Origin of the sequence: Pseudonocardia sp. ICBG1142 (assembly GCF_020496255.1) — a bacterium.
Classification (GTDB): Bacteria; Actinomycetota; Actinomycetes; order Mycobacteriales; family Pseudonocardiaceae; genus Pseudonocardia.
In genome coordinates this window covers 451,831-477,752 of record NZ_JAHLJC010000030.1, presented here as the reverse complement: position 1 = coordinate 477,752, position 25,922 = coordinate 451,831, and the positions used below count along the sequence as shown (strand labels likewise).

22 protein-coding genes, 1 other RNA gene and 2 pseudogenes are annotated in these 25,922 nt (G+C 73.7%); 19 read left to right on the top strand and 6 right to left on the bottom strand.

Annotated features, from left to right (window positions below; genetic code table 11):
- The first annotated feature begins 75 nt into the window (after positions 1–75).
- Together ffs and KPL59_RS16360 are read left to right on the top strand one after the other, a co-directional pair.
- Positions 76–170, top strand: an RNA gene (gene ffs, locus KPL59_RS16365) — signal recognition particle sRNA small type.
- Between the two features lie 57 nt (positions 171–227).
- Positions 228–2,759 (top strand): DNA polymerase III subunit gamma and tau, encoded by a 2,532-nt coding sequence (locus KPL59_RS16360; RefSeq protein WP_226362094.1) that lies wholly within the window; start codon positions 228–230, stop codon positions 2,757–2,759.
- A 22-nt stretch (positions 2,760–2,781) separates the two neighbouring features.
- Here KPL59_RS16360 and KPL59_RS16355 read toward each other — a convergent pair whose 3' ends face one another.
- The gene (locus KPL59_RS16355) at positions 2,782–3,606 is read right to left on the bottom strand and encodes an N-acetylmuramoyl-L-alanine amidase (RefSeq protein WP_226361304.1); all 825 of its coding nucleotides are present in this window, start codon (positions 3,604–3,606) and stop codon (positions 2,782–2,784) included.
- 126 nt (positions 3,607–3,732) lie between these two features.
- Between KPL59_RS16355 and KPL59_RS16350 the strand changes: the two genes are divergently transcribed.
- The 3 genes and pseudogenes from KPL59_RS16350 to KPL59_RS16340 all read left to right on the top strand — a co-directional run.
- A complete protein-coding gene (locus tag KPL59_RS16350; RefSeq protein ID WP_020624775.1) occupies positions 3,733–4,047 on the top strand; it encodes a YbaB/EbfC family nucleoid-associated protein in 315 nt (104 codons plus the stop codon).
- A 1-nt stretch (position 4,048) separates the two neighbouring features.
- Positions 4,049–4,666 (top strand): recombination mediator RecR, encoded by a 618-nt coding sequence (gene recR, locus KPL59_RS16345; protein ID WP_020624774.1) that lies wholly within the window; start codon positions 4,049–4,051, stop codon positions 4,664–4,666.
- A 97-nt stretch (positions 4,667–4,763) separates the two neighbouring features.
- Positions 4,764–4,937 (top strand): annotated as a pseudogene (locus tag KPL59_RS16340) (pentapeptide repeat-containing protein); the annotation flags it as partial.
- A gap of 28 nt (positions 4,938–4,965) precedes the next feature.
- On the opposite strand, the gene KPL59_RS16335 reads toward KPL59_RS16340, so the two are convergent.
- Positions 4,966–5,169, bottom strand: coding sequence for a hypothetical protein (locus KPL59_RS16335; RefSeq protein WP_226352832.1), 204 nt, complete (start codon positions 5,167–5,169; stop codon positions 4,966–4,968).
- Positions 5,170–5,414: 245 nt separating this feature from the next.
- Between KPL59_RS16335 and KPL59_RS16330 the strand changes: the two genes are divergently transcribed.
- The 6 genes from KPL59_RS16330 (at position 5,415) to KPL59_RS16305 (ending at position 12,201) form a co-directional block, all read left to right on the top strand.
- The gene (locus KPL59_RS16330) at positions 5,415–6,335 is read left to right on the top strand and encodes a helix-turn-helix transcriptional regulator (protein WP_226361303.1); all 921 of its coding nucleotides are present in this window, start codon (positions 5,415–5,417) and stop codon (positions 6,333–6,335) included.
- A 165-nt stretch (positions 6,336–6,500) separates the two neighbouring features.
- Complete coding sequence (locus tag KPL59_RS16325; RefSeq protein ID WP_374111656.1) at positions 6,501–8,102, top strand: ABC transporter substrate-binding protein; 1,602 nt, start codon at positions 6,501–6,503, stop codon at positions 8,100–8,102.
- A gap of 76 nt (positions 8,103–8,178) precedes the next feature.
- Entirely contained in the window at positions 8,179–9,183 is a 1,005-nt protein-coding gene (locus tag KPL59_RS16320) for an ABC transporter permease (RefSeq protein ID WP_060713643.1), read from the top strand.
- Entirely contained in the window at positions 9,180–10,106 is a 927-nt protein-coding gene (locus tag KPL59_RS16315) for an ABC transporter permease (RefSeq protein ID WP_020623366.1), read from the top strand. The genes KPL59_RS16320 and KPL59_RS16315 overlap by 4 nt, the downstream gene beginning before the upstream one ends.
- Positions 10,103–11,101 (top strand): ABC transporter ATP-binding protein, encoded by a 999-nt coding sequence (locus KPL59_RS16310; RefSeq protein ID WP_226361301.1) that lies wholly within the window; start codon positions 10,103–10,105, stop codon positions 11,099–11,101. Before KPL59_RS16315 ends, KPL59_RS16310 begins: the two co-directional genes overlap by 4 nt.
- Positions 11,098–12,201: an ABC transporter ATP-binding protein gene (locus KPL59_RS16305; RefSeq protein WP_226361300.1), complete on the top strand. Its 1,104-nt coding sequence runs from the start codon at positions 11,098–11,100 to the stop codon at positions 12,199–12,201. Before KPL59_RS16310 ends, KPL59_RS16305 begins: the two co-directional genes overlap by 4 nt.
- Positions 12,202–12,282: 81 nt before the next feature.
- Here the strand turns inward: KPL59_RS16305 and leuA are convergent, their stop codons facing one another.
- Complete coding sequence (gene leuA / locus KPL59_RS16300) at positions 12,283–14,079, bottom strand: 2-isopropylmalate synthase (RefSeq protein WP_075308866.1); 1,797 nt, start codon at positions 14,077–14,079, stop codon at positions 12,283–12,285.
- 307 nt (positions 14,080–14,386) lie between these two features.
- Here leuA and KPL59_RS16295 point away from each other — a divergent pair, with 307 nt between their 5' ends.
- Positions 14,387–14,680 carry a hypothetical protein gene (locus KPL59_RS16295; protein WP_226361299.1) on the top strand — a complete coding sequence of 98 codons (294 nt, stop codon included), beginning with the start codon at positions 14,387–14,389 and terminating at the stop codon, positions 14,678–14,680.
- On the opposite strand, the gene KPL59_RS16290 is transcribed toward KPL59_RS16295, so the two are convergent.
- Genes KPL59_RS16290 through KPL59_RS36960 form a run of 3 tightly spaced genes read right to left on the bottom strand, consistent with a single transcriptional unit; the run spans position 14,658 to position 18,210 of the window.
- Positions 14,658–16,082, bottom strand: coding sequence for a DUF1116 domain-containing protein (locus KPL59_RS16290; protein ID WP_226361298.1), 1,425 nt, complete (start codon positions 16,080–16,082; stop codon positions 14,658–14,660). The two genes, KPL59_RS16295 and KPL59_RS16290, sit on opposite strands and share 23 nt — an antisense overlap.
- Entirely contained in the window at positions 16,079–17,506 is a 1,428-nt protein-coding gene (locus tag KPL59_RS16285) for an FdrA family protein (RefSeq protein WP_226361297.1), read from the bottom strand. The genes KPL59_RS16290 and KPL59_RS16285 overlap by 4 nt, the downstream gene beginning before the upstream one ends.
- Entirely contained in the window at positions 17,503–18,210 is a 708-nt protein-coding gene (locus tag KPL59_RS36960; RefSeq protein ID WP_226361296.1) for a DUF2877 domain-containing protein, read from the bottom strand. Before KPL59_RS36960 ends, KPL59_RS16285 begins: the two co-directional genes overlap by 4 nt.
- A gap of 76 nt (positions 18,211–18,286) precedes the next feature.
- Here KPL59_RS36960 and KPL59_RS16275 point away from each other — a divergent pair, with 76 nt between their 5' ends.
- From KPL59_RS16275 to KPL59_RS16245, 7 genes and pseudogenes are all read left to right on the top strand, one after another.
- Positions 18,287–19,570: a CdaR family transcriptional regulator gene (locus tag KPL59_RS16275; RefSeq protein WP_020623358.1), complete on the top strand. Its 1,284-nt coding sequence runs from the start codon at positions 18,287–18,289 to the stop codon at positions 19,568–19,570.
- Positions 19,571–19,742: 172 nt separating this feature from the next.
- Positions 19,743–21,149, top strand: a complete 1,407-nt coding sequence (locus KPL59_RS16270) for a uracil-xanthine permease family protein (RefSeq protein ID WP_226361295.1) — start codon at positions 19,743–19,745, stop codon at positions 21,147–21,149.
- A complete protein-coding gene (locus KPL59_RS16265; protein WP_226352824.1) occupies positions 21,146–21,976 on the top strand; it encodes a xanthine dehydrogenase family protein subunit M in 831 nt (276 codons plus the stop codon). Before KPL59_RS16270 ends, KPL59_RS16265 begins: the two co-directional genes overlap by 4 nt.
- Positions 21,973–22,458 carry a (2Fe-2S)-binding protein gene (locus KPL59_RS16260; RefSeq protein WP_226361294.1) on the top strand — a complete coding sequence of 162 codons (486 nt, stop codon included), beginning with the start codon at positions 21,973–21,975 and terminating at the stop codon, positions 22,456–22,458. The genes KPL59_RS16265 and KPL59_RS16260 overlap by 4 nt, the downstream gene beginning before the upstream one ends.
- The gene (gene cutA, locus KPL59_RS16255; protein ID WP_226361293.1) at positions 22,455–24,833 is read left to right on the top strand and encodes an aerobic carbon-monoxide dehydrogenase large subunit; all 2,379 of its coding nucleotides are present in this window, start codon (positions 22,455–22,457) and stop codon (positions 24,831–24,833) included. Before KPL59_RS16260 ends, cutA begins: the two co-directional genes overlap by 4 nt.
- Positions 24,830–25,519, top strand: a complete 690-nt coding sequence (locus KPL59_RS16250; RefSeq protein WP_226361292.1) for a carbon monoxide dehydrogenase subunit G — start codon at positions 24,830–24,832, stop codon at positions 25,517–25,519. The genes cutA and KPL59_RS16250 overlap by 4 nt, the downstream gene beginning before the upstream one ends.
- A pseudogene (locus KPL59_RS16245) lies at positions 25,516–25,914 on the top strand (amidase family protein); the annotation flags it as partial. The gene KPL59_RS16250 and the pseudogene KPL59_RS16245, both read left to right, overlap by 4 nt.
- Positions 25,915–25,922 lie beyond the last annotated feature (8 nt).

The window sequence follows — 25,922 nt, the reverse complement described above, 5'->3', positions numbered from 1 at the left end:
GAAGGTTACGCGACGCCCTCGGCGATCCGACGCGGCCCCCTCGCCGCCCGACGGCGCCGTCCGTGGCACACTGTCCGCGGACCCCGTGCGGCGTCCATCCTGTGAACTCCCCCAGGGCCGGAAGGCAGCAAGGGTCAACAGGCTCTGGCGGGTGCGCGGGGTCCCCTTCTGTCTCCGAGCGGGTCCCCGAAGTGTCGGACCCCCTGGGTAGCCTTCCCCTCGTGGCTCTGGCTCTGGCTCTGTACCGCAAGTACCGCCCGGCCAAGCTGGCCGACGTCGTGGGGCAGGAGCACGTCACCGAGCCCCTGGCCACCGCCCTCACCGCGGGGCGGATCAACCACGCGTACCTGTTCTCGGGGCCGCGGGGCTGTGGCAAGACGTCCTCGGCGCGCATCCTGGCGCGGTCGCTGAACTGCGAGCAGGGGCCGACCCCGGACCCGTGCGGCGTCTGCAACTCGTGCATCGCGCTCGCCCCCGAGGGGTCGGGCAGCATCGACGTCGTCGAGCTCGACGCGGCGTCCCACGGTGGTGTCGAGGACGCGCGCGAGCTGCGTGACCGGGCGTTCTACGCGCCCGCCGAGTCGCGCTACCGCGTGTTCGTCGTCGACGAGGCGCACATGGTCACCACCCAGGGCTTCAACGCGCTGCTCAAGATCGTCGAGGAGCCCCCGGAGCACCTGGTCTTCGTGTTCGCGACGACGGAGCCGGAGAAGGTGCTCCCGACGATCCGGTCGCGGACCCACCACTACCCGTTCCGGCTGATCCCGCCCGGGACGATGCGCTCGCTGCTGGAGAAGATCTGCGGCGAGGAGCAGGTGACCGTCGCGCCGCCGGTGTTCCCACTGGTCATCCGGGCCGGGGGTGGTTCGGCCCGGGACACGCTGTCGGTGCTGGACCAGCTGCTCGCCGGTGCCGGGCCGCAGGGCGTCACCTACGAGCGCGCGGTCGCGCTGCTCGGGGTGACCGACTCCGGCCTGATCGACGACACCGTCGACGCGCTCGCCGCGGCCGACGGGGCCGCCGTCTACGGCGCGGTCGACCGGCTCGTCGAGGCCGGGCACGACCCGCGGCGTTTCGCCTCGGACCTGCTGCAGCGCTTCCGTGACCTGATGCTCGTGCAGGCCGTGCCGGACGCCGCGGAGCAGGGCCTGGTCGACGGCGCCGAGGACGAGCTGGCCCGGATGGCGGACCAGGCCGCCCGGCTCGGTCCGGCGACCCTCACCCGCTACGGCGAGATCCTGCACCAGGGCCTGATCGAGATGCGCGGGGCCACCGCGCCGCGGCTGCTGCTGGAACTGCTGGTCGCCCGGATGCTGCTCCCCGCGGCCACGACCTCCGACGGCGGCCTGCTCGAACGCCTGGAGCGCATCGAGCGGCGCAACGCGATCGCCCCCGACCCCGCCGGCCCGTCCGACGACGGCGCCGCCAAGCGGTTCGTGCGGCCCAGCGAGCGCCCGCCGGCGCCCACCTCCGACGGCGCCGCCCCGGGTGCGGGCGGCGGCGCGCCGGCGCGTTCCGCGGAACGCGACGCCGGGGCCCCGGCCGCCGTGCCCGCCCCGGCGCCGGCGCGACCGGACGAGCCGGCACCGCGGCCCGCGGTGACCAGGGCTGCGGACGTGTCGCGTTCCGCGGAACGCGACGACGAGGACGGCTCCGCGGCCACGCCGGCCGCCGGTCCGGCCGCACCGGCACGCTCCGGCGACCGGGCCGAGGCCGACCCGCGTTCCGCGGAACGCGCTCCGGCCTCCGTCCCCGATGCCTCTGTGCCTGATGTCCCTGTGCCCGACGACTCCGTCCCCGACGCGTCCGTCCCCGCCGTGTCGGCGCCTGCCGAGTCGGACCCTGTCGCCCCCGGGGCGGGCGACGGCCCGGTCCCGGCGGACGGCCCCGCAGCGGACGCTCCCGCCACCGGTACCGGGCACACGGACGGCGAGCCCACCCGGCAGGCCGACGGCCCCGGTGACGGCGCCCGGCGGGCGGACGATCCCGGCCCGGGCCGAGCCGGTGCCGAAGACACCGAGGAACCGGCAGCGCAGGCGGCTCCGTCCCGGAGCCCCGCTCCGCCCCGCGACGGCGCGCCCCCCGACGCCGTGCCGCCGGAGTCGGCGCAGCCGGTGTCGTCGACGTCGTCGCTGGACGCGACCGCGGTCCGCCGGGTCTGGCCGGAGATCCTCGCCGCCGTCCGTCAGCGCAGCCGCAGCACGGAGGCACTGCTGGTCAACGCCACCGTCCGGGCGGTCGACGGTGACACCCTGGTCCTCGCGATCGGCGCTCCGCCGCTGGCCCGGCGACTGTCCGAGGCACGCAACACCGACGTGATCGCCGACGCCCTACGCGCCGTCCTCGGGGTCCAGTGGCGGGTCCACTGCGACACCGGGGAGGCCGCGACCGCGCGTCGCGCCGCCGCACCGGACCGCGCCCAGCGGGCGGTGCCGCAGCGTCCCTCGCAGCGCGACGCCCCGCAGCGTGAGCAGGGCGGGCGCCCCGCTCGCCGACCCGCAGGGGACTCCGACGTCCCGCTGCCGCCGGAACCGCCGCCGGAGGATGCACCGCCGGACCCTCGTGATGCCGGACCGCAGGGGGGCGACGGTCCGGGCGCACGACCGGCCCCGGTGCGGAACCAGGCCGCCGAGGAGGAGGACATGCTCGCCGAGGCCGCGGCCGAGGCGGCGTCGCCGGGCGCCCGTCGCGACCCCGAGGCCGCCGCGCTGGAGATCCTCACCTCGCACCTGGGAGCACGCAAACTCGACCCACGCTGACCCCGGCCCGGACGGAGCGCGGTCAGCGGCGCAGCTGTGCCAGCACCGCCTCGGCCACCGCCGCCGCGATCCGGTCCCGACCGGCCGGGTCGGTCAGCACGGCGGCGTCGCCGGCGTTGCGCATGTTGCCCGCCTCCACCAGCGCCGTCGGGACGGTCGAGGAGTTCAGACCGGCCAGGTCCGGGCGGCCGTCGAGCCCGTCGCGGCCGATGTAGCCGGCCGGGGCGAACCCGGCCGAGCGCAGCGCGTCCCGCAGCCCGGTGGCCAGGCGCAGCGCCGCCGGTCCCGTCCCGTGCACGGCGGGCTCGGCGTAGGCGACGTGGAACCCGCGGGCCGAGGCCGCCGCGCCGTCCGCGTGCAGCGACACGGCCAGCGCCGCGCCGGCCCGGCCGCCCGCCGCCCCGCGGGCGTCGACACACGGGCCGACGCCGACATCGTCGGAACGGGTGAGGACCACCCGCACACCGGCGGCCTCCAGCCGGGACCGCACGCGCCCGGCCAGGCCCCAGGTGAAGGCGTGCTCGGCGTAGCCGGCATTCGTGGAGGTGCCGGTCGTGTTGCACGGTTTGGTCCCGCCGCGCCCGTCGGGGACCGGCCGGTTCACCGCGGCCTTGTTCGCGGCGTTGCCGCCGTTGTGACCGGGGTCGAGCAGCACGACCGGGCGCGAGACCGGTGCCGGCGTGGTGGGCAGCGGTGCCGGCGTGGTCGGCAGCGAACGGGTCGTCGCGGCCGGTCGCGGGGCCGCGTCGACGGGAGGCGGGACCGGCGCCGGCGCACCGCAGCCGGCGCACACCAACGCGACGACGAGCGGGAGGACGGCCGTGGCGGAACGGATCAGGGCGCGCACGGTCGGTCAGCCTGACACGTCTACCCTGGAGAACGACGAGTCCGCGCCGGTCGCGCCGGGGAAGCCCCCGATCGCGCGAGCCGGACCCGACAGCGAGGGGTACGCGTGCAACCCGGTCAGCCCGACATGCAGATGATCCTGCAGCAGGCCCAGAAGATGCAGCAGCAGCTCCAGCAGGCGCAGGCCGAGCTCGCGACCGCCGAGGTCACCGGCCAGGCCGGGAACGGGCTCGTCGAGGTCACCGTCACCGCGGGTCTGGAGCCGCGCTCGGTGCGGATCGATCCGAAGGTCGTCGACCCCGACGACGTCGAGACCCTGCAGGACCTCGTCGCCGGCGCGCTCGCCGACGCGGTCCGCCGTGCGCAGGAGCTGCAGCAGGAGAAGATGGGCCCGCTCGCCGGCGGCCTCGACATGGGCGGCCTGGGCCTCCCGGGCGCCTGAGGTGTTCGAAGGACCGGTCCAGGACCTGATCGACGAGCTGGGACGCCTGCCCGGGGTCGGTCCGAAGAGCGCCCAGCGCATCGCGTTCCACCTGCTCGCCGCGGACCCGGCCGACATCAACCGGCTCCAGGAGGTCCTGCAGACGGTCAAGCAGGGCGTCGCGTTCTGCGACGTGTGCGGCAACGTCGCGTCGGACACCCGCTGCCGCTACTGCTCCGACGCGCGACGCGACCCGACGCTGGTGTGCGTGGTCGAGGAGCCCAAGGACGTCCTGGCCGTCGAGCGGACCCGGGAGTTCAAGGGCCGCTACCACGTGCTCGGCGGTGCGCTCGACCCGCTGGCCGGGATCGGCCCGGACAGCCTGCGGATCCGTGAGCTGCTCGCCCGCCTCGGCGGCACCGGTCCGGCGACCGACGAGACCGAGATCTCCGAGGTCATCATCGCGACCGACCCCAACACCGAGGGTGAGGCCACCGCGACCTACCTGGTGCGGCTGCTGCGCGACTTCCCCGGCCTGAGCGTCACGCGGCTCGCGTCCGGCCTGCCGATGGGCGGCGACCTGGAGTTCGCCGACGAGATGACGCTCGGCCGCGCGCTCGCCGGCCGACGGGCCCTGTAGACCCGGACACGGAACGGCCGGTCCGTACCGGGCGCGACGCCCCGGTCGTGACCGGCCACCCGGCGCAGCAACCCCCCGCCGCTGCGCCTCCTTCCTGGTGAGATCCCGACTGCGGAGCCTCGGTCGGGCTGATGCTCCTTCGGCAAGCCTCAGCGGGGCTGATGCTCCTTCGGCAAGCCTCAGCGGGGCTGATGCTCCTTCGGCAAGCCTCAGCGGGGCTGATGCTCCTTCGGCAAGCCTCAGCGGGGCTGATGCTCCTTCGGCAAGCCTCAGCGAGGCTGATACTCCTTCGGCAAGCCTCAGTCGGTGTCCTCGTCGCCCCACGCGTCCACGTGGTGCGACCGGCCGTGGAGCTGGCGCTGCCTGCGCTCCCACTCCCGGCGGCGCTGCTCGGCGATCCGACGCCACGCCTCGCTCTGGCGCCGGTCGGTCACCCCGATCACGATCGCCGAGAGGACCAGCGTGACCAGCCCGGCCAGGGCCACCGCCACCAGCGCGATCACGGCGACCACCGCCCGGTACGGGCGCGGTGGTACGTGCCTGTGTGCGGCACCTGCGTCCTGCGGATCATGTCCATCTCCCTTCGTGTGTCGCGGTCGGTCCGTGGTCCCCGTCCGCCACGGTCGGTGTGGCTGCCGTCACGTCCGGGTGATGCCAGCATGCCCGACGGCGCGCTCCCGTGCAATTGCAGACTCGGGGAATTGCACGGAGCTGTAGATTGCACGGCGGGACCGGGGAGGGGTGCGAGGTGGAGCAGGAGCCGACCGGCGCACGACGACGGCTGGGTGCCGAGCTGCGCCGGCTGCGCGTCAACGCCGGGCTGAAGCTGGCGGACGCCGCGGCCGGGGTGGGCTGCTCGGCGTCGAAGATCAGCAGGCTGGAGAACGGCAAGGGGGTGCCGCGCCCGGCCGGCGTCGCCGCGCTGGTCGAGGTCTACGGCGGGGTCGCCGGGGTCGAGGCGGAGATGCTCGAGCGGCTGGTCACCGAGAGCCGCACCCGTGGCTGGTGGGAGCCGTTCACCGAGGGCCTGCGCACCGACCCGCACTTCCTGCCGTCGCCGGGTCGCTACGCGGCCGCCGAGACCGACGCGACCGCCGTCGCCGCGTTCGACCTGACCGTGCTGCACGGGCTGCTCCAGGCGCCCGCCTACGCCCACGCCGCGCTGCGCGCTCGGCTCCCGGGTCGCCCGGACTGGGAGATCGACCAGCTCGTGCGGCTGCGCGGTCGTCGCCACGAGGCGCTCACCGCGACACCGCCGCTGGTGCTCGACGTGGTCGTCGACGAGGCCGTGCTCGTCCGCGCGACCGGCGGTCCCGCGGTGATGGCCGAGCAGCTCGACCGGCTGCTCACGCTGTCGGAGCTGCCCGACGTGACGCTGCGTGTACTCCCGTTCGACGCCGGGCCGCAGCGCGCCCACGCCGGCCGCTTCGCGATCCTGACCGTCCCCGACGCACTCGGACCCGACGTCGTCCACACCGAGGGGCACGCAGGGGAGTCGTTCCTGGAATCGCCCACCGACCTGCGCACCTACCGTGAGGTCTTCGCCGAGGTCCGGGCCGCCGCGCTCGACGAGGACGCCTCACGGGATGCGGTCGCGAACCACCGGGACGCGCACCGGACGGCCGTCGTCGAGGGGCCGGGCGAACGGGACGTGCGTACCAGTTCGTAGCACTATCGTGACGCAAGGGTCTACCGGTTGGTAACGGACCGCTATAGGTTTCCCCGTCATCAGGTGTCCTCACGCGCACATCGGGTGGACACCTCTGCCTACGAGGGGACCGGAATGCGCAGACGGTGGATGACGGCGGTCATGGCGGGCGTGCTCGCAGTGGGCATGACCGCCTGCGCGAGCTCGGAGCGCGGAGCGGGCGGCGACGCCGCAGGGGGGACGTTCGTCTTCGGTGCCGCCGGCGCGCCGAAGAACTTCGACCCGATCTTCAACGACGACGGCGAGAGCTTCCGCCCGGCGCGGCAGATGTTCGACACGCTGATCACCTACAAGCCGGGGACTACCGAGCTCGAGCCCGGCCTGGCCACCGAGTGGAAGTCCACTCCGGACGGCAAGACCTGGACGTTCACCCTCCGCGAGGGCGTCACGTTCCACGACGGCACGCCGTTCGACGCGACCGCGGTCTGCGCGAACTTCGACCGCTGGTTCAACATGAAGGGCGCCGCGGCCCAGAGCCAGATGATCTACTACGGCGACGTCTTCGAGGGCTTCGCCAAGAACGAGGGTGACGCCTCGGGCGCACCGCTCTACAAGTCCTGCACGGCGCAGAGCCCGAACACCGCCGTCCTGACACTGAACAAGTTCAAGGGCGCGTTCCCGGCCGCCTTCGGCCTCACGTCGTTCTCGATCTCCAGCCCGACGGCGCTCAAGCAGTACGACGCCGATGCCGTCACCCAGAGCGGTGACTCCTTCACCTACCCCGCCTACGCGAACGAGCACCCGACGGGCACCGGGCCGTTCAAGTTCGAGAGCTTCGACAAGGCGAACAACACGATCACCCTGGTCCGCAACGACCAGTACTGGGGCGAGAAGGCCAAGCTCGACCGGCTCATCTTCAAGATCATCCCGGACGAGAACGCCCGTAAGCAGGAGCTGGCCGCCGGCACCATCGACGGCTACGACTACCCGTCGCCCGCGGACTGCCAGACCCTGAAGGACCAGGGCGACCAGGTGCTGATCCGCCAGCCGTTCTCGCTGCTCTACATGGGCATCAACACGAAGAACAACCCCAAGCTCAAGGACCTTCGGGTCCGTCAGGCGCTCGCCTACGCGATCGACCGCGAGTCGCTGGTCCGCACGAAGATGCCGGAGGGTTCCGCGGTCGCGAAGGAGTTCGTGCCGCCGACCGTCGCGGGCTACGCCGACGACGTCACCGAGTACCCGTACGACCCGGAGAAGGCCAAGCAGCTGCTCGCCGAGGCCGGCGCGCAGAACCTGACGCTGAACTTCTACTACCCGACCGAGATCACCCGCCCCTACATGCCGAACCCGGCGGACCTGTTCTCGGCGATGTCGGCGAACCTGAAGGCCGTCGGCATCACGGTCAACCCGGTCGCGCGGCCGTGGAACGGCGGCTACAAGGACGACGTCCAGAAGGCCGGCAAGCACGACCTACACCTGCTCGGCTGGACCGGCGACTACAACGACGCCGGCAACTTCGTCGGCACGTTCTTCGGCCGGGAGAAGGCCGAGTTCGGGCCGCAGGACCCGGCGATGTTCGCCGAGCTGGCCAAGGCCGACGCCATCCCGGACCCGGCCGGCCACGCCGCGGCGTACCAGCAGGCCAACAAGGACATCATGGCCAAGTACCTGCCGGCCGTGCCGATCCTGACCACCGGACCGGCGATCGTCGTCGGACCGAACGTGCAGGGCCTCGTCCCGTCGCCGCTGACCGACGAGCGCTTCGTCTCCGTCAGCAAGAACTGACCGTGCCCCGGGCGCCGCGGAGACCCCGCGGCGCCCGGCCGCGTGTCCCGCCTCCCACCACTGAGGACATCCACGCATGCTGCGCTTCGTCGCGCGCCGCCTGCTCCAGGTCGTCCCGACGCTGCTCATCCTGTCCGTGCTGTTGTTCGCCTGGCTGCGCTCGCTGCCCGGTGGACCGGCCGGTGCGCTGCTCGGAGACAAGGCGACCCCGGAGTCGATCGCCGCACTCAACAAGACGCTGGGCCTGGACCAACCCATCCCGATCCAGTACCTGCACTACCTCGGCCGGGCGCTGACCGGCGACTTCGGCGCCTCCCTCGTCACCGGAGACCCGGTGATCACCGAGCTCGGCCGCGCGCTGCCGGGCACGATCGAGCTCTCCCTGGCGGCGCTGCTGCTCGCCGTCGCCCTCGGGATCCCGCTCGGCTACCTCGCCGCCCGCCACCGCGGCGGGATCTGGGACAACCTGACCATCGTCGGAACGCTGGTCGGCGTCGCCGTGCCGGTGTTCTTCCTCGGCTACGTGCTCAAGCAGTTCCTGGCCGTCGACCTCGGCCTGTTCCCGCCGTCCGGGCTGCAGTCGACCGGCATCGACGCCACCTCGGTGACCGGCTTCCCCACCCTCGACGGCCTGCTCACCCGCGAGTTCGACGCCAGCTGGGACTCGCTGATGCACCTCGTGCTGCCGGCCGTCACGCTGGCGACGATCCCGCTCGCCGTCATCGTGCGGATCACCCGGGCCTCGGTGCTCGACGTGCTGGAGTCCGACTTCGTCCGCACCGCCAACGCCAAGGGCCTCGCGCCGGGCACCGTCCGCGGCCGGCACGTCCTGCGCAACGCGTTGCTGCCGGTCTCCACGACGATCGGCCTGCAGACCGGCCTGCTCCTCGCCGGCGCGGTGCTGACCGAGAAGGTGTTCAACCGGCCCGGCATCGGCACCCTGATCGCCGAGGGCATCGAGCGTCGCGACTACCCGCGGCTGCAGGCCGTGGTGCTGCTCGGCGCACTGATCTACGTGCTGGTCAACCTGCTCGTCGACCTGTCCTACGCCGTGATCGACCCGAGGGTGAGGCTGCGATGAGCGCACCGACCACCTGGGCGCAACGGCGCAGGGACCGGATCGACGACACCGCGGGCCGCAGCCTGTCTGCCGACGCGCTGCGCCGGCTGCGTCGCAGCCCCACCGCGATCGTCGGCGCGGTGATCATCGGGCTGTTCGTGCTGGTCTCGGTGTTCGCGCCGCTGCTGGCCCCGCACGACCCGGCCCAGGCCTTCCCGCAGTTGCTCGACCAGCTGCGTCCCGGCTCGATCCCCGGACCGCAGCCCGGCTTCCCGCTCGGCAGCGACCAGAACGGCCGCGACGAGTTCTCCCGGATGATCCTGGCGTCGCGCCAGACCCTGCTGGTCGGCGTGCTCGCCACCGTGTTCGGGCTCGCGGTGGGTCTGGTCATCGGCGTGCTCGCCGGGGCCTTCGGCGGCTGGATCGACACCGTCCTCATGCGGGTCACCGACGTGCTCCTGTCGATCCCGTCGCTGCTGCTCGCCATCTCGGTCGCGGCGCTGGCCGCCCGGCCCAGCCAGACCACGGTCATCATCGCCGTCGCGCTGGTGAACGTGCCGATCTTCGCGCGGCTGCTGCGCGGATCGATGCTCGCCCAGCGCGACTCCGACCACGTCCTCGCGGCCACCGCGCTCGGGGTGAAGCGACGGGCGGTGGTGCTGCGGCACATGCTGCCCAACGCGATCGGCCCGGTGATCGTCCAGGCCACGCTGACCCTGGCGACGGCGATCCTGGACGCGGCCGCGCTCTCCTTCCTCGGCCTCGGCGACGCCGACCCGGCCCGCGCGGAGTGGGGCCTGATGCTCGCCTCCGCACAGCCCTACCTCGACGTCCGGCCCGGGCTGGCGGTCTACCCGGCGATCGCGATCATCGTCGTCGCGCTCGGGTTCACGCTGCTCGGCGAGTCGCTGCGCGAGGCCATCGACCCCAAGGGACGCCGATGAACCCCCTGCTGTCCGTCGAGGACCTGTCCGTGCGCTTCGTGCGCCGGGGCGAGGCCGACGTCGTCGCCGTCGACGGGGTGTCGTTCGACGTGCGCCCCGGTGAGGTCGTCGGCCTGGTCGGCGAGTCCGGCTGCGGCAAGTCCGTGACCTCACTGGCGATCATGGGGCTGCTCCCGGGGCGGACCCCCCGGGTGGGCGGCTCCGTGACGTTCGACGACGGGACCGGCAGCCCGACCGACCTGCTCACCCTGTCCGACGCGCAGCTGCGCGAGCGGCGCGGTCGCGACATCGGGATGGTCTTCCAGGACCCGCTGTCGTCGCTGAACCCGGTCGTGTCGGTGGGCGTCCAGATCACCGAGGCGCTCACCCGGCACCGCGGGATGGGGAAGGACGAGGCCCGCCGCGAGGCCGTCTCCCTGCTGGAGCGGGTCGGCATCCCCGACCCGGCCCGACGGGTGTCGGCCTACCCGCACCAGATGTCGGGCGGGATGCGCCAGCGCGCGCTGATCGCGATCGCGCTGGCCTGCCGGCCGAAGCTGCTCATCGCCGACGAGCCGACCACCGCCCTCGACGTCACCATCCAGGCCCAGATCCTGGAGCTGCTGCGCGAGCTCGTCGCCGAGACGGGGACGGCGCTGATCATGATCACGCACGACCTCGGCGTCGTCGCGGGGCTCTGCGACCGGGTCAACGTGCTCTACGGCGGCCGGGTCGTGGAACGCGCGGAGCGGCACGCGCTGTTCGGCGGTCCGCGGCATCCGTACACCTCCGGGCTGATCCGGTCGATCCCGCGGCTGGACTCCGACCCCGCCGCGGAGCTGCCCGCGATCACCGGGTCGGTGTCGGACAACCTGCCCTGGGACCACGCCTGCGCCTTCGCGCCGCGCTGCCCGCGGGCGCTGGAGACCTGCACCTCGGTCACCCCGGCTGCCGACGACGCGGCGGGCCGGCTGCTGCGCTGCCACAACCCCGAGCCGATCGGAGCGACGGCATGAGCCCCCTGCTGGAGGTCGAGGACCTGCAGGTCCACTTCCCGATCACCCGGGGTGTGCTGGTGCAGCGCACGGTCGGGCACGTCAAGGCCGTCGACGGCGTCTCGCTGCGGATCGAGCGCGGCGAGACCTACGGCCTGGTCGGTGAGTCCGGCTGCGGCAAGTCGACCCTCGGGCGGGCGATCCTCAAGCTCACCGAGCCGACCGCGGGCACGGTGTCCTTCGACGGCACCGACGTCGCCGCGCTCACCGGGGAGCCGCTGCGCCGGATGCGCCGCCGGTTCCAGATGGTGTTCCAGGACCCGATGTCCAGCCTGGACCCGCGCCAGTCGGTCGGGTCGCTGCTGCGCGAGGGGCTGGCCGCGCACGGGATCGCGGCCGGGCCGGACCGGCTCGCCGAGCTGATGCGTGCGGTCGGGCTGCCCGAGTCGGCCCTGCGCCGCTACCCGCACGAGTTCTCCGGCGGGCAGCGCCAGCGCATCGGGATCGCCCGGGCGCTGTGTGTGGAGCCCGACCTGGTCGTCGCCGACGAGCCGGTGTCCGCGCTGGACGTGTCGGTGCAGGCCCAGGTGCTCAACCTGCTGCGCTCGCTGCAGCGTGAGCTGGGTCTGACCTACCTGGTCATCGCGCACGACCTGGCCGTCGTGCGGCACGTGTCGGACCGGGTCGGGGTGATGTACCTCGGGTCGATCGTGGAGGAGGCGCCGGCCCGCGCGCTCTACGACGGCCCGCTGCACCCCTACACCCGGGCGCTGCTCTCGGCGGTGCCCCAGCCGGACCCGACGGTGGAGGACACCCGCGAGCGGATCCTGCTGTCCGGGGACCTGCCGTCGCCGGCCGCGCCGCCCGCCGGGTGCCGGTTCCACACCCGCTGCCCGGGGCGTCAGGAGGACCGGTGCTCCACCGAGCGCCCGCAGCTCCGGACGCTCGACGGCGACACCACCGGGCACCGGGTCGCCTGCCACCACGCCGAGGCCATCCGCGACGGGGTCATCACCCCGCACGAGGTGACCGCGGAGGAGGCCGACGCCGCCGTCGGCCCGGGCAGCGGCCCGGAGGTACCCGGCCAGCAGATCACCCTCGGCGACGCGATCGGCCGCTGACCGGCCCACCGGTCACCCGTGACCGGGCCGTCCGTACGAGAGGTCGTACGGACGGCCCGTTCGCGCGGCGTGGTGGAGGCGTCAGCGCAGGGCGCGGTTGATCGCGCTCACGACGCCCTTGAGGCTGGCGCTGGTGATCGAGCTGTCGATCCCGACGCCCCAGAACACCTTCTCCTCGACGGCGCACTCGACGTAGGCCGCGGCGCGGGCGTCGTCACCGCCGCCCATCGCGTGCTCGTGGTAGTCGAGGACCCGGACGTCGAACCCGATCCCGGCCAGCGCGTCCACGAACGCCGCGATCGGCCCGTTCCCCGAGCCGGCGATCTCGTGCAGGTCGGACTCGACGCGCACCGTCGCCACGATCTCGTCGCGGCCCTCGCCGTCGCTGTGGACACGGTGGCGCACCAGCTTGAGCGGGGTCTCGCGGCCCAGGTACTCGACGTCGAACGCGTCGCGCATCGCCTTGGGCTCGACCTCGCCGCCCTCGGTGTCGGTGAAGGCCTGGATGACGTGGCTGAACTCGATCTGCAGCCGTCGCGGCAGGTCGAGCTGGTGCTCGGTCTTCATGATGTAGGCGATGCCGCCCTTGCCGGACTGGCTGTTGACCCGGATGACGGCCTCGTAGGTGCGGCCGATGTCCTTCGGGTCCACGGGCAGGTACGGGACCTCCCAGGTGTGGTCGGCGACGGGGTGCCCGGCCTCGGCGGCGTCGGCCTCCATCGCGGCGAAGCCCTTGTTGATCGCGTCCTGGTGGGAGCCGGAGAACGCGGTGTAGACCAGGTCGCCGCCCCACGGGTGGCGCTCGTGCACCGGCAGCTGGTTGCAGTACTCGACGGTGCGGCGGATCTCGTCGATGTCGGAGAAGTCGATCTGCGGGTCGACGCCCTGGGTGAACATGTTCATGCCCAGCGCGACCAGGTCGACGTTGCCGGTGCGCTCGCCGTTGCCGAACAGGCAGCCCTCGATGCGGTCGGCGCCGGCCTGGTAGCCGAGCTCGGCGGCGGCGATGCCGGTACCGCGGTCGTTGTGCGGGTGCAGCGACAGGATCAGCGCGTCGCGCCGGGCCAGGTTGCGGTGCATCCACTCGATGGAGTCCGCGTAGACGTTCGGCGTCGCCATCTCGACGGTGGCCGGCAGGTTGACGATCATCGGGTGCTCGGGCGTCGGCTGCCAGATCGCGCTCACCGCGTTGGTGATCTCGACGGCGTACTCCAGCTCGGTGCCGGTGTAGGACTCCGGCGAGTACTGGAAGGTCCAGTCGGTCGCCGGGTACTTCTCGGCGAACTTCGCGACCTCCTCCGCGCCGTCGGTGGCGATCTTGGTGATGCCCGCGCGGTCGGAGCGGAAGACGACCCGGCGCTGCAGGATCGAGGTCGAGTTGTAGAGGTGGACGATCGCCGAGTGCGCGCCCTCGCAGGCCTCGAAGGTCCGCTGGATCAGCTCCGGCCGGGCCTGGGTCAGGACCTGGATCTGCACGTCGGACGGGATCGCCTCGTCCTCGATGATCTCGCGGACGAAGTCGAAGTCGGTCTGGCTCGCCGCCGGGAAGCCGACCTCGATCTGCTTGTAGCCCATGCGTACCAGCAGGTCGAACATGCGCCGCTTGCGCAGCGGGCTCATCGGGTCGATCAGCGCCTGGTTGCCGTCACGCAGGTCGACCGCGCACCACAGCGGCGCGGTGTCGATGACCTTGTCCGGCCACGTGCGGTCCGGCAGCGAGACCGGCTCGACCAGCTGATGGAACGGCTTGTACCGGTGCACCGGCATCTGCGAGCCGCGCTGGCGGTTCCAGGCCGGCTGGGTCGCGTGCGGCGCGCCCTCGGGGGTGCGGACGTTGCTGCGGGCGCGGGCCTCGTAGGCGTCGGGAGAGGTGGTCACGGGAACTGCTCCTGATGTCGGACGGTCGTGGCGACCGGCGGACACGCGAAACCCCGCGACGAGGGGCCGGTCGGTTCAGACCCCGCCGCGGCGGCGAAGGAGCAGGCGCGCCATGCCCCCACCGTAGACCCGACCCCCCGTTGCACGGCAACCCGCTGTCCCGGACCGGTGTTGGTGTCACCCGGACGACGGCACGCAACGAAGTGATCACAACCGAGAGCGTTCTTCCTCGTTGTGGGGGCAGTGAGGGCACGGCGGTGCGACCATGACGCCGTCGGAGACAAAGGGGTGTGTGATGGCGGCAACCGTGGGTACGACCGTGCGGCAGGGCGTGGGCATCATCGCGACGATCGTGCGGATCGTGGGCCTGGTGATCGTGGCCATCCTGGTCGCGCACATCGTGCTGACCCTGCTCGACGCCAACCCGGCGAACTTCCTCACCGAGTACATCTCGTCGTGGGCGGCCCAGCTGAACCTCGGCCTCGGTGGCCTGTTCACCCCGGCCCAGCCGAAGATGGCCGTCACGCTGAACTACGGGGTCGCGGCGATCCTCTGGCTGATCATCACCACGGTCGTCGTCAGGCTGCTGCGCCGCGTCTGAGGACCGTCCGCTCCGCCAGCCGGGTGAGCGCCTTCGGGAAGATCTCGGCCGGCGGGGTGACGAGCCCGGCCCCGACCTGCCCGACGCCCGCGACCCGTCCGGCCATCCCCGTGTTGATCTGCGGGAGGATGCCCGTCCGGCAGACCCGGGTGACGTCGATGCCGCTGGGGACCCCGGCGAACTCCAGGATCGGGACGGTCCACCGCCGGCTCTCCCCGAGCGTGATCTCGCGCATCCGGCGGGTGGTGGCCAGTGCGTCCGGCACGGTCCCGCCGACGAACCGCACGATCGCCGGGGCGGTCGCCATGGCGAAGCCACCGATCCCGGCCGTCTCGGTGATCGCCGAGTCGCCGATGTCGGGGTTGGCGTCGGCCGGGCCGTAGTCGCCCAGGAACAGGCCGTCGGCCAGCTGGGCCGGGCCGGTGAACCACTCGTCGCCGGTGCCGGAGACCTGGATGCCGAAGTCGGTTCCGTTGCGCGCCATCGCCACCACCATGGTGGAGCCGTCGACGTCCCGGGCGGCGTCCAGGGCCAGCTTGCACGCGGGCATGGCGAGGTTCAGGAAGAAGTGGTCGTTGCCCCCGACGAACCGCAGCGCCTCCGCGACGTCGGTGCTCGGGACGCCGGCGGCGGCCGCCGTCGCGACGAGGTCCGGGCCCAGGTCCCGCAGCAGCATCAGGGTCCCCGCCCGGTTGCGGTTGTGCGCCTCGTCGCCCATCTGCAGCATCTGGGTCAGCACGCCGGTCACGTCGACCGGCTCACCCGCGTCCCGCCGCGCCCGGACGGCGCCGCGCAGCAGCGGGCCCAGCACGTCGCCCATCCAGCGCAGCCGCCGGATCACCTCAGGGCCGTACGCGCCGTAGCGCAGGACCTTGCCCAGCCCCTCGTTCAGCGAGCAGTGGGCACGGCGGCCGGCGGCCGGGTCCTCGAGCACGAACATCCACATGCCCGGGGTGACGACGCCGGCCATCGGGCCGACCGCCCCGCGGTGGTGGCACGGCTCCAGCGAGACCGAGGAGCCCGACGCGAACAGCGCCGCGGCGTCCTCCGGGTCGGTGACCAGGCCCTCCAGCGCGGCGCCGCCCATCAGGGCGCCGCGGAGCGGGCCTGACGCGCGCTCCCAGGTGATCGGTGGCCCGGCGTGCAGGAACTCTCCCGGGGTGAGGCCGAGGACCTCCGAGGCCGGGGCGACGTCGACGAGCGTCGCGGTGACGTCGAGCATCGCGGCGAGGGCGCGGTCGTTCGCCGCCCGGCGCAGCGGGTCGGTGGCGACGGTCGCCAGATCGGCCGCGGTGCCGTCCATCGGCGGGCGCCAGTCGACCCGGGTGACCGGGACCGCCTGGTCGGCGGCGGCGTCGGCGAGCAGGTCGGTGCCGGTGCTCACCAGCGAGGGGGTGGTCATCGGGCGGCTCCGGTCGTCGTGTCGGCGGGAAGGAGTGCGAGTGCCCGGCGCGTGGCGCCGGCGTGCGAGAGGTGGACCTCCGCGCCGGCCGCGACCAGCGCGTCGATCTGCGCGGCCAGGTCCTGCGGGTCGGCGCCGGTCCCGACGACCGAGACGACGGCCGGCACCCGGGACCCGGCGATCGCGGGGGCCAGCACGGAGGCCGGGTCCGGCTCGGCGCCGTGCCCCAGCACCACGTCGAGCAGGACGACGGCGGTCTCCGGGTCGGCCAGCGCGGCCGCGAGGTGCTCCAGGCGCACCGTCGGGTCGATCATCGGGTGGGCGCGGCCACGGGTCCACTCGTCGTCGCCGAAGTCGACGAAGGTGTGGCCGGCCCGGGCAGCGTCCTCGCCCGCGATCTGCGCGGACTCGGTGGCGAGCGTGCCGCCGACGAACAGGCCGCGCAGCCGGTGCCCGCCGGACGCCGGCCGCGCGGTGCCGTGCACCGGCCAGTCCGGGACGGGTCGGCCCAGCCGCACCAGGGCGGCCTCGGTCGCCGCGGTCAGGTCGGGCCTGCCCGGCCCGAGCAGCGCGTACTCGACCGGCGTCGTGAGCGTCGCGACCAGCCGGTCGATCCGTTCGGCGACCTCGGCGGCGGGGGGCTTGGACACCAGCACGATCAGCTCGACGGCCGGGTCCGCGTCGAGGCGGCGCAGGGCCTCCCGGGTGGCGAGGCCGCCGACCGGCGCGGACAGGTCCCGCCCGCCGACGCCGAGCGCGGCGCGCACACCGACCCCGGCGTGGTCGAGCAGCGCCATCACCTGCTGGCACCCGGTCCCGGACGCGGCGACGAGTCCCACCGGGCCGGGCTCGACGACGTTGGCGAACCCCAGGCCGAGCCCGTCCAGCACGGCCGTCCCGCAGTCCGGGCCCATGACCAGCAGGGATCGCTGCGCGGCGGCCTGCTTGAGCGCCACCTCCTGCTCCACCGGCACGTTGTCGCTGAAGATCATGACGTCGCTGCCGGCGTCGAGGGCGTCCATCGCCTCGACGGTGGCGTGCGGCCCGGGCACCGACACGAGCACGACCGAGCCCGGTGCCCTGTCCAGCGCCGTGGCGGTGGTGCGCGGCGGCGCGACCGCACCGGCCCCGCCGCCGTCCGGCGCCGGGCGAGCCGCCTCGGCGAGCGCGCGGTCGACACCTGCCACGGCGGCGGGCAACGCGTCGTCACCGGTCAGGTGCAGGGCGACGACCAGGTCGTTCGCGCCGGTCCCGGCGGGGACGGAGAACCCCATGCCGGTCAGGACGTCGACGTTGAGCGGGGTGGCCATGGCGACCTGCGCGGCGACCACCCCGTCGAGCTGCTGGGCGGTGCGGCTGACCCGGAGCAGCGTGACCGAGTCGGCGTAGGCGCCGGGCCGGACCTCGACGTGCGTCGTCGTCATGCGGCGACTCCTTCGGTGTGCAGGGCGGACAGGGCGAGCGCGGCGCCGTGGACCATCGCGGCCCCGGAGGTGTGCCCGACGGCGGCGAGCGCGGCGCGGGCCGCGGGCTCGGCCAACGTGCCGAGTGCGGTGACCAGCGCGGCGAACTGGGGCACGACCTCGCCGCGCAGGGCACACCGCAGGAGCTCGGCGGACAGCAGCGTGGTGCGGTGCAGGTGGGCCAGGACGACGGCGTCCACCTCGGGGGTGGCGACGCCGGCGGCCCGGTGCAGGGCGAGCCAGCCGCACAGGACGTCGTCGCCGAGCGGAGTGAGCCCCTCGCCGCGTCCGACGAGCCCGGCGACGGCGGCCGGGGTCACCTCGGCCGGCAGGCCGGGGGCCGGCCGGAGCCCGGTGCGGGGCAGCGGGGACCGCGCGGGCACCCGGGTGTCGACCAGCCGCCGGACGACGACCGGCTCGTCGTCGAGGTGCAGGACCCCGCCGTGCACGGCGGCGGTGCCGACGGCGAGCGAGGGGAGCCGGGACCGCAGTCCGCAGGGCACCGGCACCGCGTCCGCGCCGAGGACGCCGACGCAGGTCTCGCGACCGTCGTCGTGGACGGCGAGGTAGACGGCGTCGGACCCGCGGTGCACGACCCGGACCGGGCCGTCCGCGGCCCGCCGCAGCAGGTCACGGACCCGGACGGGTGCGCTGACTCCGATCACGGACCGAAACTAGCCTGGGCAGCAGCGTCCGCCGATGTTAACTTGTGCCACTTTCGGACCGAAGGGGCGGCAACAGTTGCTGACGGAGGAGACCGGGGACCCGGAGTTCCCGGCCCGCGAGGCGCTGGCCCGGCTCGACGCGCTGCACACCGGGCTCACCCGGATCGCGCTGGAGGGCGGGGACCTCGCGGGGATCGCGGCCGAGGTCGGGCGGGTGCTCGACGTGGGCGTCGCGGTCACCTCCACCGACGGGCGGGAGCGGGCGTCGGCGCTGTCGGAGGACCAGCTCCGGATGCTGACCGAGCACGACCTCGTCGACCCGACGGGCCGGCTGCGCGTCGAGCGGATGGGGATCGACGGTGTCCCGGTCGCGGGCGGGGAGGCCCGCACCCTGCGGGTCGCGGCCGGTGGGCAGAACCTCGCCCGGCTGGTCTGCGTGCGCCTGACCGCCCGGCTCGCCCCGGACGACGTACAGGCGCTGGAGCGCGCCGCCGCGGTGGCCGCGCTGCTGATCACCCGCGAGGAGGCGGTCACCGCCGTCGAGACCAAGTACCAGGGCGACTTCCTGCGGGACCTGCTGCTGCGCCGCACCGCCGACCCCGCCTACGTCGCCGAGCACGCGGACACCCTCGGCTGGGACCTGCGCCGCCCGATGGTCGTGCTGACCGCCGAGCTCGACCCGATCGACGCGCGGGTCCCGGCCGAGCAGTGGCGCGCCTGGCAGAAGCGATTCTCGGCGGGGTGGCGCCAGGTCTGCTCCGGGCTGGGGGAGGGCATCCCCACCGTCGACTTCTCCTCCGAGGTCGTGACCCTGCTGCCGGTCGACGCGGACCCCGGTCCGCCCCCCGGCCGCGACATCGTGCGGCGGGCCGTCACCGCGGTCGCCGGGGACAAGGGCGGCGGGCGACGGCAGTTCTCGGCAGGGGTCAGCCGCCCGGTGCCCGACATCGACGCCCTGCCCGGTGCCTATGCCCAGGCACGGCGGGCGGTCGAGGTGGGCCGCCGGATCTCCGGGGGCGGCAGCACGACGTTCTTCGACCAGCTCGGCCTGCACCGGCTGCTCGCGCTCGTCCCGGACCCGGCGGAGCTGGACTCCTTCGTCCGCGACGCGCTGGGCCCGCTCGCCGAGGCCACCACCGAGGCCGCCGAGCTGCGCGAGACCCTGCAGGTCCTGCTCGACACGAACTTCACCGTGGCCGAGGCGGCCCGGGTGCAGTTCTTCCACTACAACACGATGCGCTACCGCGTCGCCAAGCTGGAACGGCTCCTCGGTCCGCTGTCGACGGACCCGAACCTGCGGCTCGACGTCGCCGTCGCGCTGCAGGCGCTGCGCATCGTCGGCCGACCGGGCGGAACGTGAACGACATCCAGCGGAAACCGCACGGCCCGACGCATGCAGGCATCGTGCTGGCGTCATCAATTCGTGCCAGTGGATCCACCGATCAATCGGCAGTAGTAGCCGTCGAGGTGCGACCTGGGTCTCATTAGCTTGAGTCGGGTCTCCGGTGCCGTGTGAAGGGATCGCCATGTCGATGTTCAGGTGGGAAGTGGTCGATCCGGGGCCGGGGGAGGCGGTCGCACCCCGCCAGCGGCTCCCCTGGGGGAAGACGGTCGGGCTGGGGATGCAGCACGTCGTCGCGATGTTCGGGGCGACCTTCGTGTTCCCCGTGGTGATGGGGCTGGACCCCAACCTCGCGATCCTGTTCTCGGGCCTGTGCACCGTCCTGTTCCTGGTCGTCTGCAAGAACATGGTGCCCAGCTACCTCGGCACCAGCGCCGCCTTCGTCGGCGGGGTCGCGGCGATCCGGGCGGCCGGCGGCGACTCCGCCGCCGTGACCGGGGCGATCATGGTCTCCGGCCTGGTGCTGCTCGCGATCGGTGTGTTCGTGCACGTCGCGGGCGCCCGGCTCGTGCACCGGGTGCTCCCGCCCGCGGTGACCGGTGCGGTCGTCATGCTGATCGGGTTCAACCTGGCCCCGGTCGTCGCGTCGGTGTACTGGCCGGTGGACCAGTGGACCGCGCTGCTCACCGCGACGTTCCTGGTCTGCGCCGCCGTGCTGTTCCGCGGGTTCTGGGGACGGATCGCGGTGTTCCTCGCGCTCGTCTTCGGGTTCGTGCTCTCCTGGCTGCTCGACCTCCTGAGCGGCCCGATCACCTCCTGCGGCGGTGCGGACTGCACCCCGGAGCCGCACTCGCGCGTCTCCTTCGAGGGCCTGGCCGACGCCGCCTGGTTCGGCCTGCCCAGCGGGACCCTGGACGACGGCGTCCCGGCCGTGCACGCGCCCAGCTTCTCGCTGATGTTCGTGCTGCTGGTGCTCCCCGGCGTCATCGCGCTGGTCGCCGAGAACCTGGGGCACGTCAAGGCGGTCGCCGAGATGACCGGCGACGACCTCGACCCCTACCTGGGCCGGGCGCTGGGCGCCGACGGCGCCGCCACCGCGCTGGCCAGCCTGTTCGGCGGGTCCCCGACCACGACCTACGCCGAGAACATCGGCGTCATGGGTGCGACCAGGGTGTACTCCACCGCGGCCTACTACGTCGCGGCCGCCGTGGCGATCCTGCTCGGACTGTGCCCCAAGTTCGGCGTGCTGGTCGGGGCGATCCCCGGCGGCGTGCTCGGCGGGATCACGCTCGTGCTCTACGGGATGATCGCGCTGGTCGGCGCCAAGATCTGGGTGGAGAACGGGGTGGACTTCGGCGAGCCCCGCAACCTCGTCGGCCTCGCGGCGGGCATGGTCGCCGGCATCGGCGGCGTCGCGCTGGACCTGGGCAACGGGTTCGAGCTGGGCGGCATCGCGCTCGGCACCATCCTGGTGATCGTCTACTTCCACGCCGTCGCGCTGCGCGACCGCCGGTCCGGGACGACCGGCCCGTCCGGGACGCCCGCCGGGACGATGGTGACCAGGGTCGACGACGGGGAGGCGAAGGACAGCCCGTGAAGCCCGCACCCTTCGACTACGTCCGCCCGACGGACCTGGCCGGGGCCGTCGCCGCGCTCGCGGCGCCGGACTCGAAGGTGCTGGCCGGTGGACAGAGTCTCGTGCCGCTGCTGTCCATGCGGCTGGCCGCACCGTCCCTGGTCGTCGACATCAACGGCGTACCCGGCCTGGACACGATCACCGAGGTCGAGGGGGGTGTCCGGGTCGGCGCGCTGGCCCGGCACACCGCGGTCCTGGAGTCACCGTTGCTCGCCAGGCTCCAGCCGCTGGTGCCTGCCGCGCTGGCCCACGTCGCGCACCCCACGATCCGCAACCGCGGCACGACCGTCGGGTCCCTCGTGCACGCCGACGCCGCCGCCGAGATGCCGGTGGTGCTGCGGCTGCTGGAGGGGTCGCTCGACGTCGAGGGGCCCGCCGGGCGCCGCACGATCGGAGCGCGTGAGCTGTTCGTCGGCCCGCTGGAGTCGGCGGTCGGCCCGGACGAGATCGCCGTCTCGGCGTTCTTCCCCGCCCTGCCGGCGGGCGCGGGCGTCGCCTTCGACGAGGTCGCCCGCCGGCACGGCGACTACGCCCTGGTCGGTGCGGGGGCGGTCGTCGACGGCGACCGGGTCCGGGTCGGCTACCTGTCGGTGAGCGACGTCCCGGTGGTCGTCGACCTGACCGGTGTGGCCCCGGCCGACCGGGCCGACGCCGCCCTCGACCACCTGGACCCGACCACCGACATCCACGCCACGGCGGCCTACCGGAGACAGCTGGTCCGGGTCCTGACCGACCGGGTGGTGGCCGCGGCGACCCGGAACGCGACCGCGCAGGGAGGCGGGCGATGAGCGAGACGCTCCACGACATCCGGCTGACGGTGAACGGCGTCGTCCACGACCTGCGGGTCCCGGCACGGCGGCTGCTGTCCGACGCGCTGCGCCACGACCTCGGCCTGACCGGCACCCACGTCGGCTGCGAGCACGGGGTCTGCGGGGCCTGCACGATCCTGCTCGACGGCGAGCCGGCACGGGCCTGTCTGATGCTCGCCGTCGCCGCGCAGTCCTGGGCGATCACCACCGTCGAGGGGCTGGCCGAGCCGGACGGGTCGTTGTCCCCGGTGCAGCAGGCCTTCGCGGAGTGCCACGGTCTGCAGTGCGGCTTCTGCACCCCCGGCTTCCTGACGACGATCACCGCCGGGCTGCGCCGCGACCCCTGCCCCACCCACGAGCGGGCCCGCGACATGATCGGCGGGAACCTCTGCCGCTGCACCGGCTACCAGAACATCGTCACGGCGGTCGAGCGGGCCGCCGAGATCGGGGCCGCCCGGTGACCACCAAGCTCATGGGCCAGCGCGTCCAGCGGGTCGAGGACCAGCGCTTCCTGCGCGGCGGCGGCCGCTACCTCGACGACGTCGACCCCGGACCCGGCGTGCTGCACGCCGCGGTGCTGCGCTCCCCGCACGCGCACGCCCGCATCCGCGACATCGACGTGTCCGGCGTCCTCGACGTGCCGGGCTTGCACGCGGTCTACACCCACGACGACCTGACCGGCCCGATGGCGGAGCCGCTGCCCGTGCTCATCCCGCACCCCGCGCTGACCCACGGCCGCACCCAGTTCGCGCTGGCCCGCGACGAGGTCAACCACGTCGGGGAGGCGGTCGCGTTCGTCGTCGCCGAGGACCGCTACCTCGCCGAGGACGCTGTCGACCGGATCGTCGTCGACTACGAGGTGCTGCCCGCCGTCGTCGGGGTCGCGGCGGCCCGCGCGGCCGAGCGGCTCGTGCACGACGACGTGCCCGGCAACGTCGGCGCCCGGCTGGAGCAGGCCGTCGGCGACGCCCCGGCCGCCATCGCCGCGGCGCCACACCGCCTGGAGCTGGACCTGGAGATCGAGCGCAGCGCGTGCATGCCGCTGGAGGGCCGCGGCACCGTCGCCCGCTGGGACCCCGCCCTCGGCCGGCTCGTCCTGTGGACCTCCACCCAGAGCTCCACCGGGGTCCGCGCCGCCGTCGCGACGCGGCTGGGCCTGGACATCGGGCGGGTCGACGTGATCACCCCGGACGTCGGCGGCGGCTTCGGCGTCAAGATCGTCCACCCGTGGCCGGAGGAGCTGCTGGTCCCGATGGCCGCCCGCGCCCTGGGCAGGCCGGTGAAGTTCGTGGAGGACCGGCGCGAGCACTTCGTCTCCTCCGCCCACGAGCGCGGCCAGGTCCAGCACGTCGAGGTCGGCTTCGACGACGACGGCAGGCTGCTCGGCCTCGACGTCGAGTTCTGGCACGACCACGGCGCCTACACCCCGTACGGCCTGATCGTCCCGATCATCACCTCGACCCAGCTGCTCGGCCCGTACAAGCCGGGCGCCTACCGGGTCGCCTTCTCCTCGCTCTACACCAACACCGTGATCGTGACGCCGTACCGCGGCGCCGGGCGCCCCCAGGGCTGCTTCGCCATGGAGCGCACGATGGACGCGATCGCGGGCTACCTGGGCCGCGACCGCGCCGAGGTCCGCGCGGTGAACTTCATCCACCCGCACGAGTTCCCCTACGACCACGGCCTGATCTTCCAGGACGGCAGGCCGCTGGAGTACGACTCCGGCGACTACCCGGCCCTGCTGGAGAAGCTGCGCACGCTGATCGACTGGGACGGGTTCGCGGCCTTCCGCCGCGACTGCGCCGAGCAGGGCCGGACCGTCGGGATCGGGCTGGCCTGCTACGTCGAGGGCACCGGCGTCGGCCCCTACGAGGGTGCGCACGTGCACGTCGCGACGACCGGCCGGGTCACGGTCGCGACCGGGCTCACCACCCAGGGCCAGAGCCACGAGACCGCGTTCGCCCAGATCGTCGCCGACGAGCTGGGGGTGCGGTTCTCCGACGTCGAGGTCGTCACCGGCGACACCCGGCGGATGCCCTACGCGGTCGGCACGTTCGCCTCCCGGGCCGCGGTCATGTCCGGCTCGGCGGTCCTCAAGGCCGCCCGGCGGACGAAGGAGAAGGCCCTGCGGCTGGCCGCCGACGCGCTCGAGGCCGACGTCGCGGACCTGGAGATCGTCGACGGCGTGGTGGGGGTGCGGGGCACCGAGCGGTCGATCCCGCTGGGCACGTTGTCGGTGCTGTCCAACCCGCTGCGCTACGCCTTCGACGAGGCCTCGAAGGCCGCCACCCAGTTCTCGGTCGGGGACACGGACGCGTTGCCGGTCCCCGACGGGGAACAACCGGGTCTGGAGGGCACCGACTTCCACAGCACGCCGCGGGCGACCTACGCCTCCGGGATGCACGCCGCGATCGTCGAGACCGACCCGGACACCGCCGAGATCCGGATCCTGCGCTACGCCGTCGTCCACGACTGCGGCCACCTGATCAACCCGATGGTCGTCGAGGGACAGATCCACGGCGGCGTCGCCCAGGGCGTCGGCGGCGCGCTGTACGAGCGGATGGCCTACGACGAGTCCGGCCAGCTGCTCAACGCGTCCTTCATGGACTTCCTGATGCCGTACGTGTCCGAGGTCCCCGACGGGATCGAGATCGACCACCTGGAGACGCCCTCGCCGCTCAACCCCCTCGGGATCAAGGGGGCGGGCGAGGCGGGTGTTATCCCGGTCTCGGCGGTGATCGCCGCCGCGGTCGAGGACGCCGAGGGCTTCCCGGTCACCGCGATGCCGATCTCGCCGTCGGACCTGTTCAGCCTGCGTGAGGAGCACCGCTCGTGAAGATCAGTGGCAGCAACGTCGTCGAGCACCCGGTCGAGCGGGTCTGGGAGGCGCTGCTCGACCCCCGGGTGCTGGTCGCGACCATTCCCGGCTGCGAACGGCTGGAGCCGACCGGCGAGAACGCCTACGCGATGACGGTGACCGCCGGGGTCGCCGCGATCAGGGGCACCTACACCGGCAGCTGCGCGCTGTCGAAGCTGGAACCGCACGAGTCGCTGGTCATGACCCTGAACGGGGCGGGTGGGCCGGGCACGGTCGACGCCGTCGTCGACGTCACCTTCGACGACCTCGGCGCGGGCGGCACCCGGATCGGCTACACCGCCGACGCGACGGTCGGCGGTATGGTCGGCGGCGTCGGCCAGCGGATGCTCGCCAGCGTGTCCACCCGGATGGCGGACCGGTTCTTCGACGCCGTCGGCGCGGCGATCGGCGCAGGTGGTGCGGGTGCCGTGCCCCCTGTGCCCCCTGTGCCCGCCGTCCCCGGGCCTGCCGTAGCGGTGGCGGAGCCGGCACCGCTCGTCGGCGCTCCGGCCTACGCCGAGCCGGTGACGGGCGCGCAGGTGTTCACGTCCGCGTCCGCCGCCGGGGGCCCGGGCAGCGGTGAGCTCACCCGCGGCATCGGGATCGGCGCGGCCGTCGCGCTGCTGGGCGTGCTGGTCGGCGCCGTGATCGGGCGTCGCCGGTGAGCGCCGACATCACGGTCGCGACCCCGGCCCGCGAGCAGGCCGCCGCGGTCCGGGCCAAGGAGATCTCCGCCCGCGAGCTGCTCGACCTGCACCTGGAGCGGATCGCGCTGCGCAACCCGCGGCTCAACGCGATCGTCTCCCTCGACGAGGAACGCGCCAGGGCCGGGGCCGAGGCCGCCGACCGCGCACTGGCCGCCGGGGCGGAGCCCGGTCCGCTGCACGGGCTGCCGTTCGCGTTCAAGGACACCCACGCCGTCGCCGGCTGGCGGACCACGTACGGCTCCCCGCTGTTCGCCGAGCACGTCCCGGACACCGACGAGCTGCTGGTGGAGCGGGTGCGGGCGGCCGGTGCGGTGACGATCGGCAAGACCAACGTCCCCGAGTTCGCGGCCGGTTCGCACAC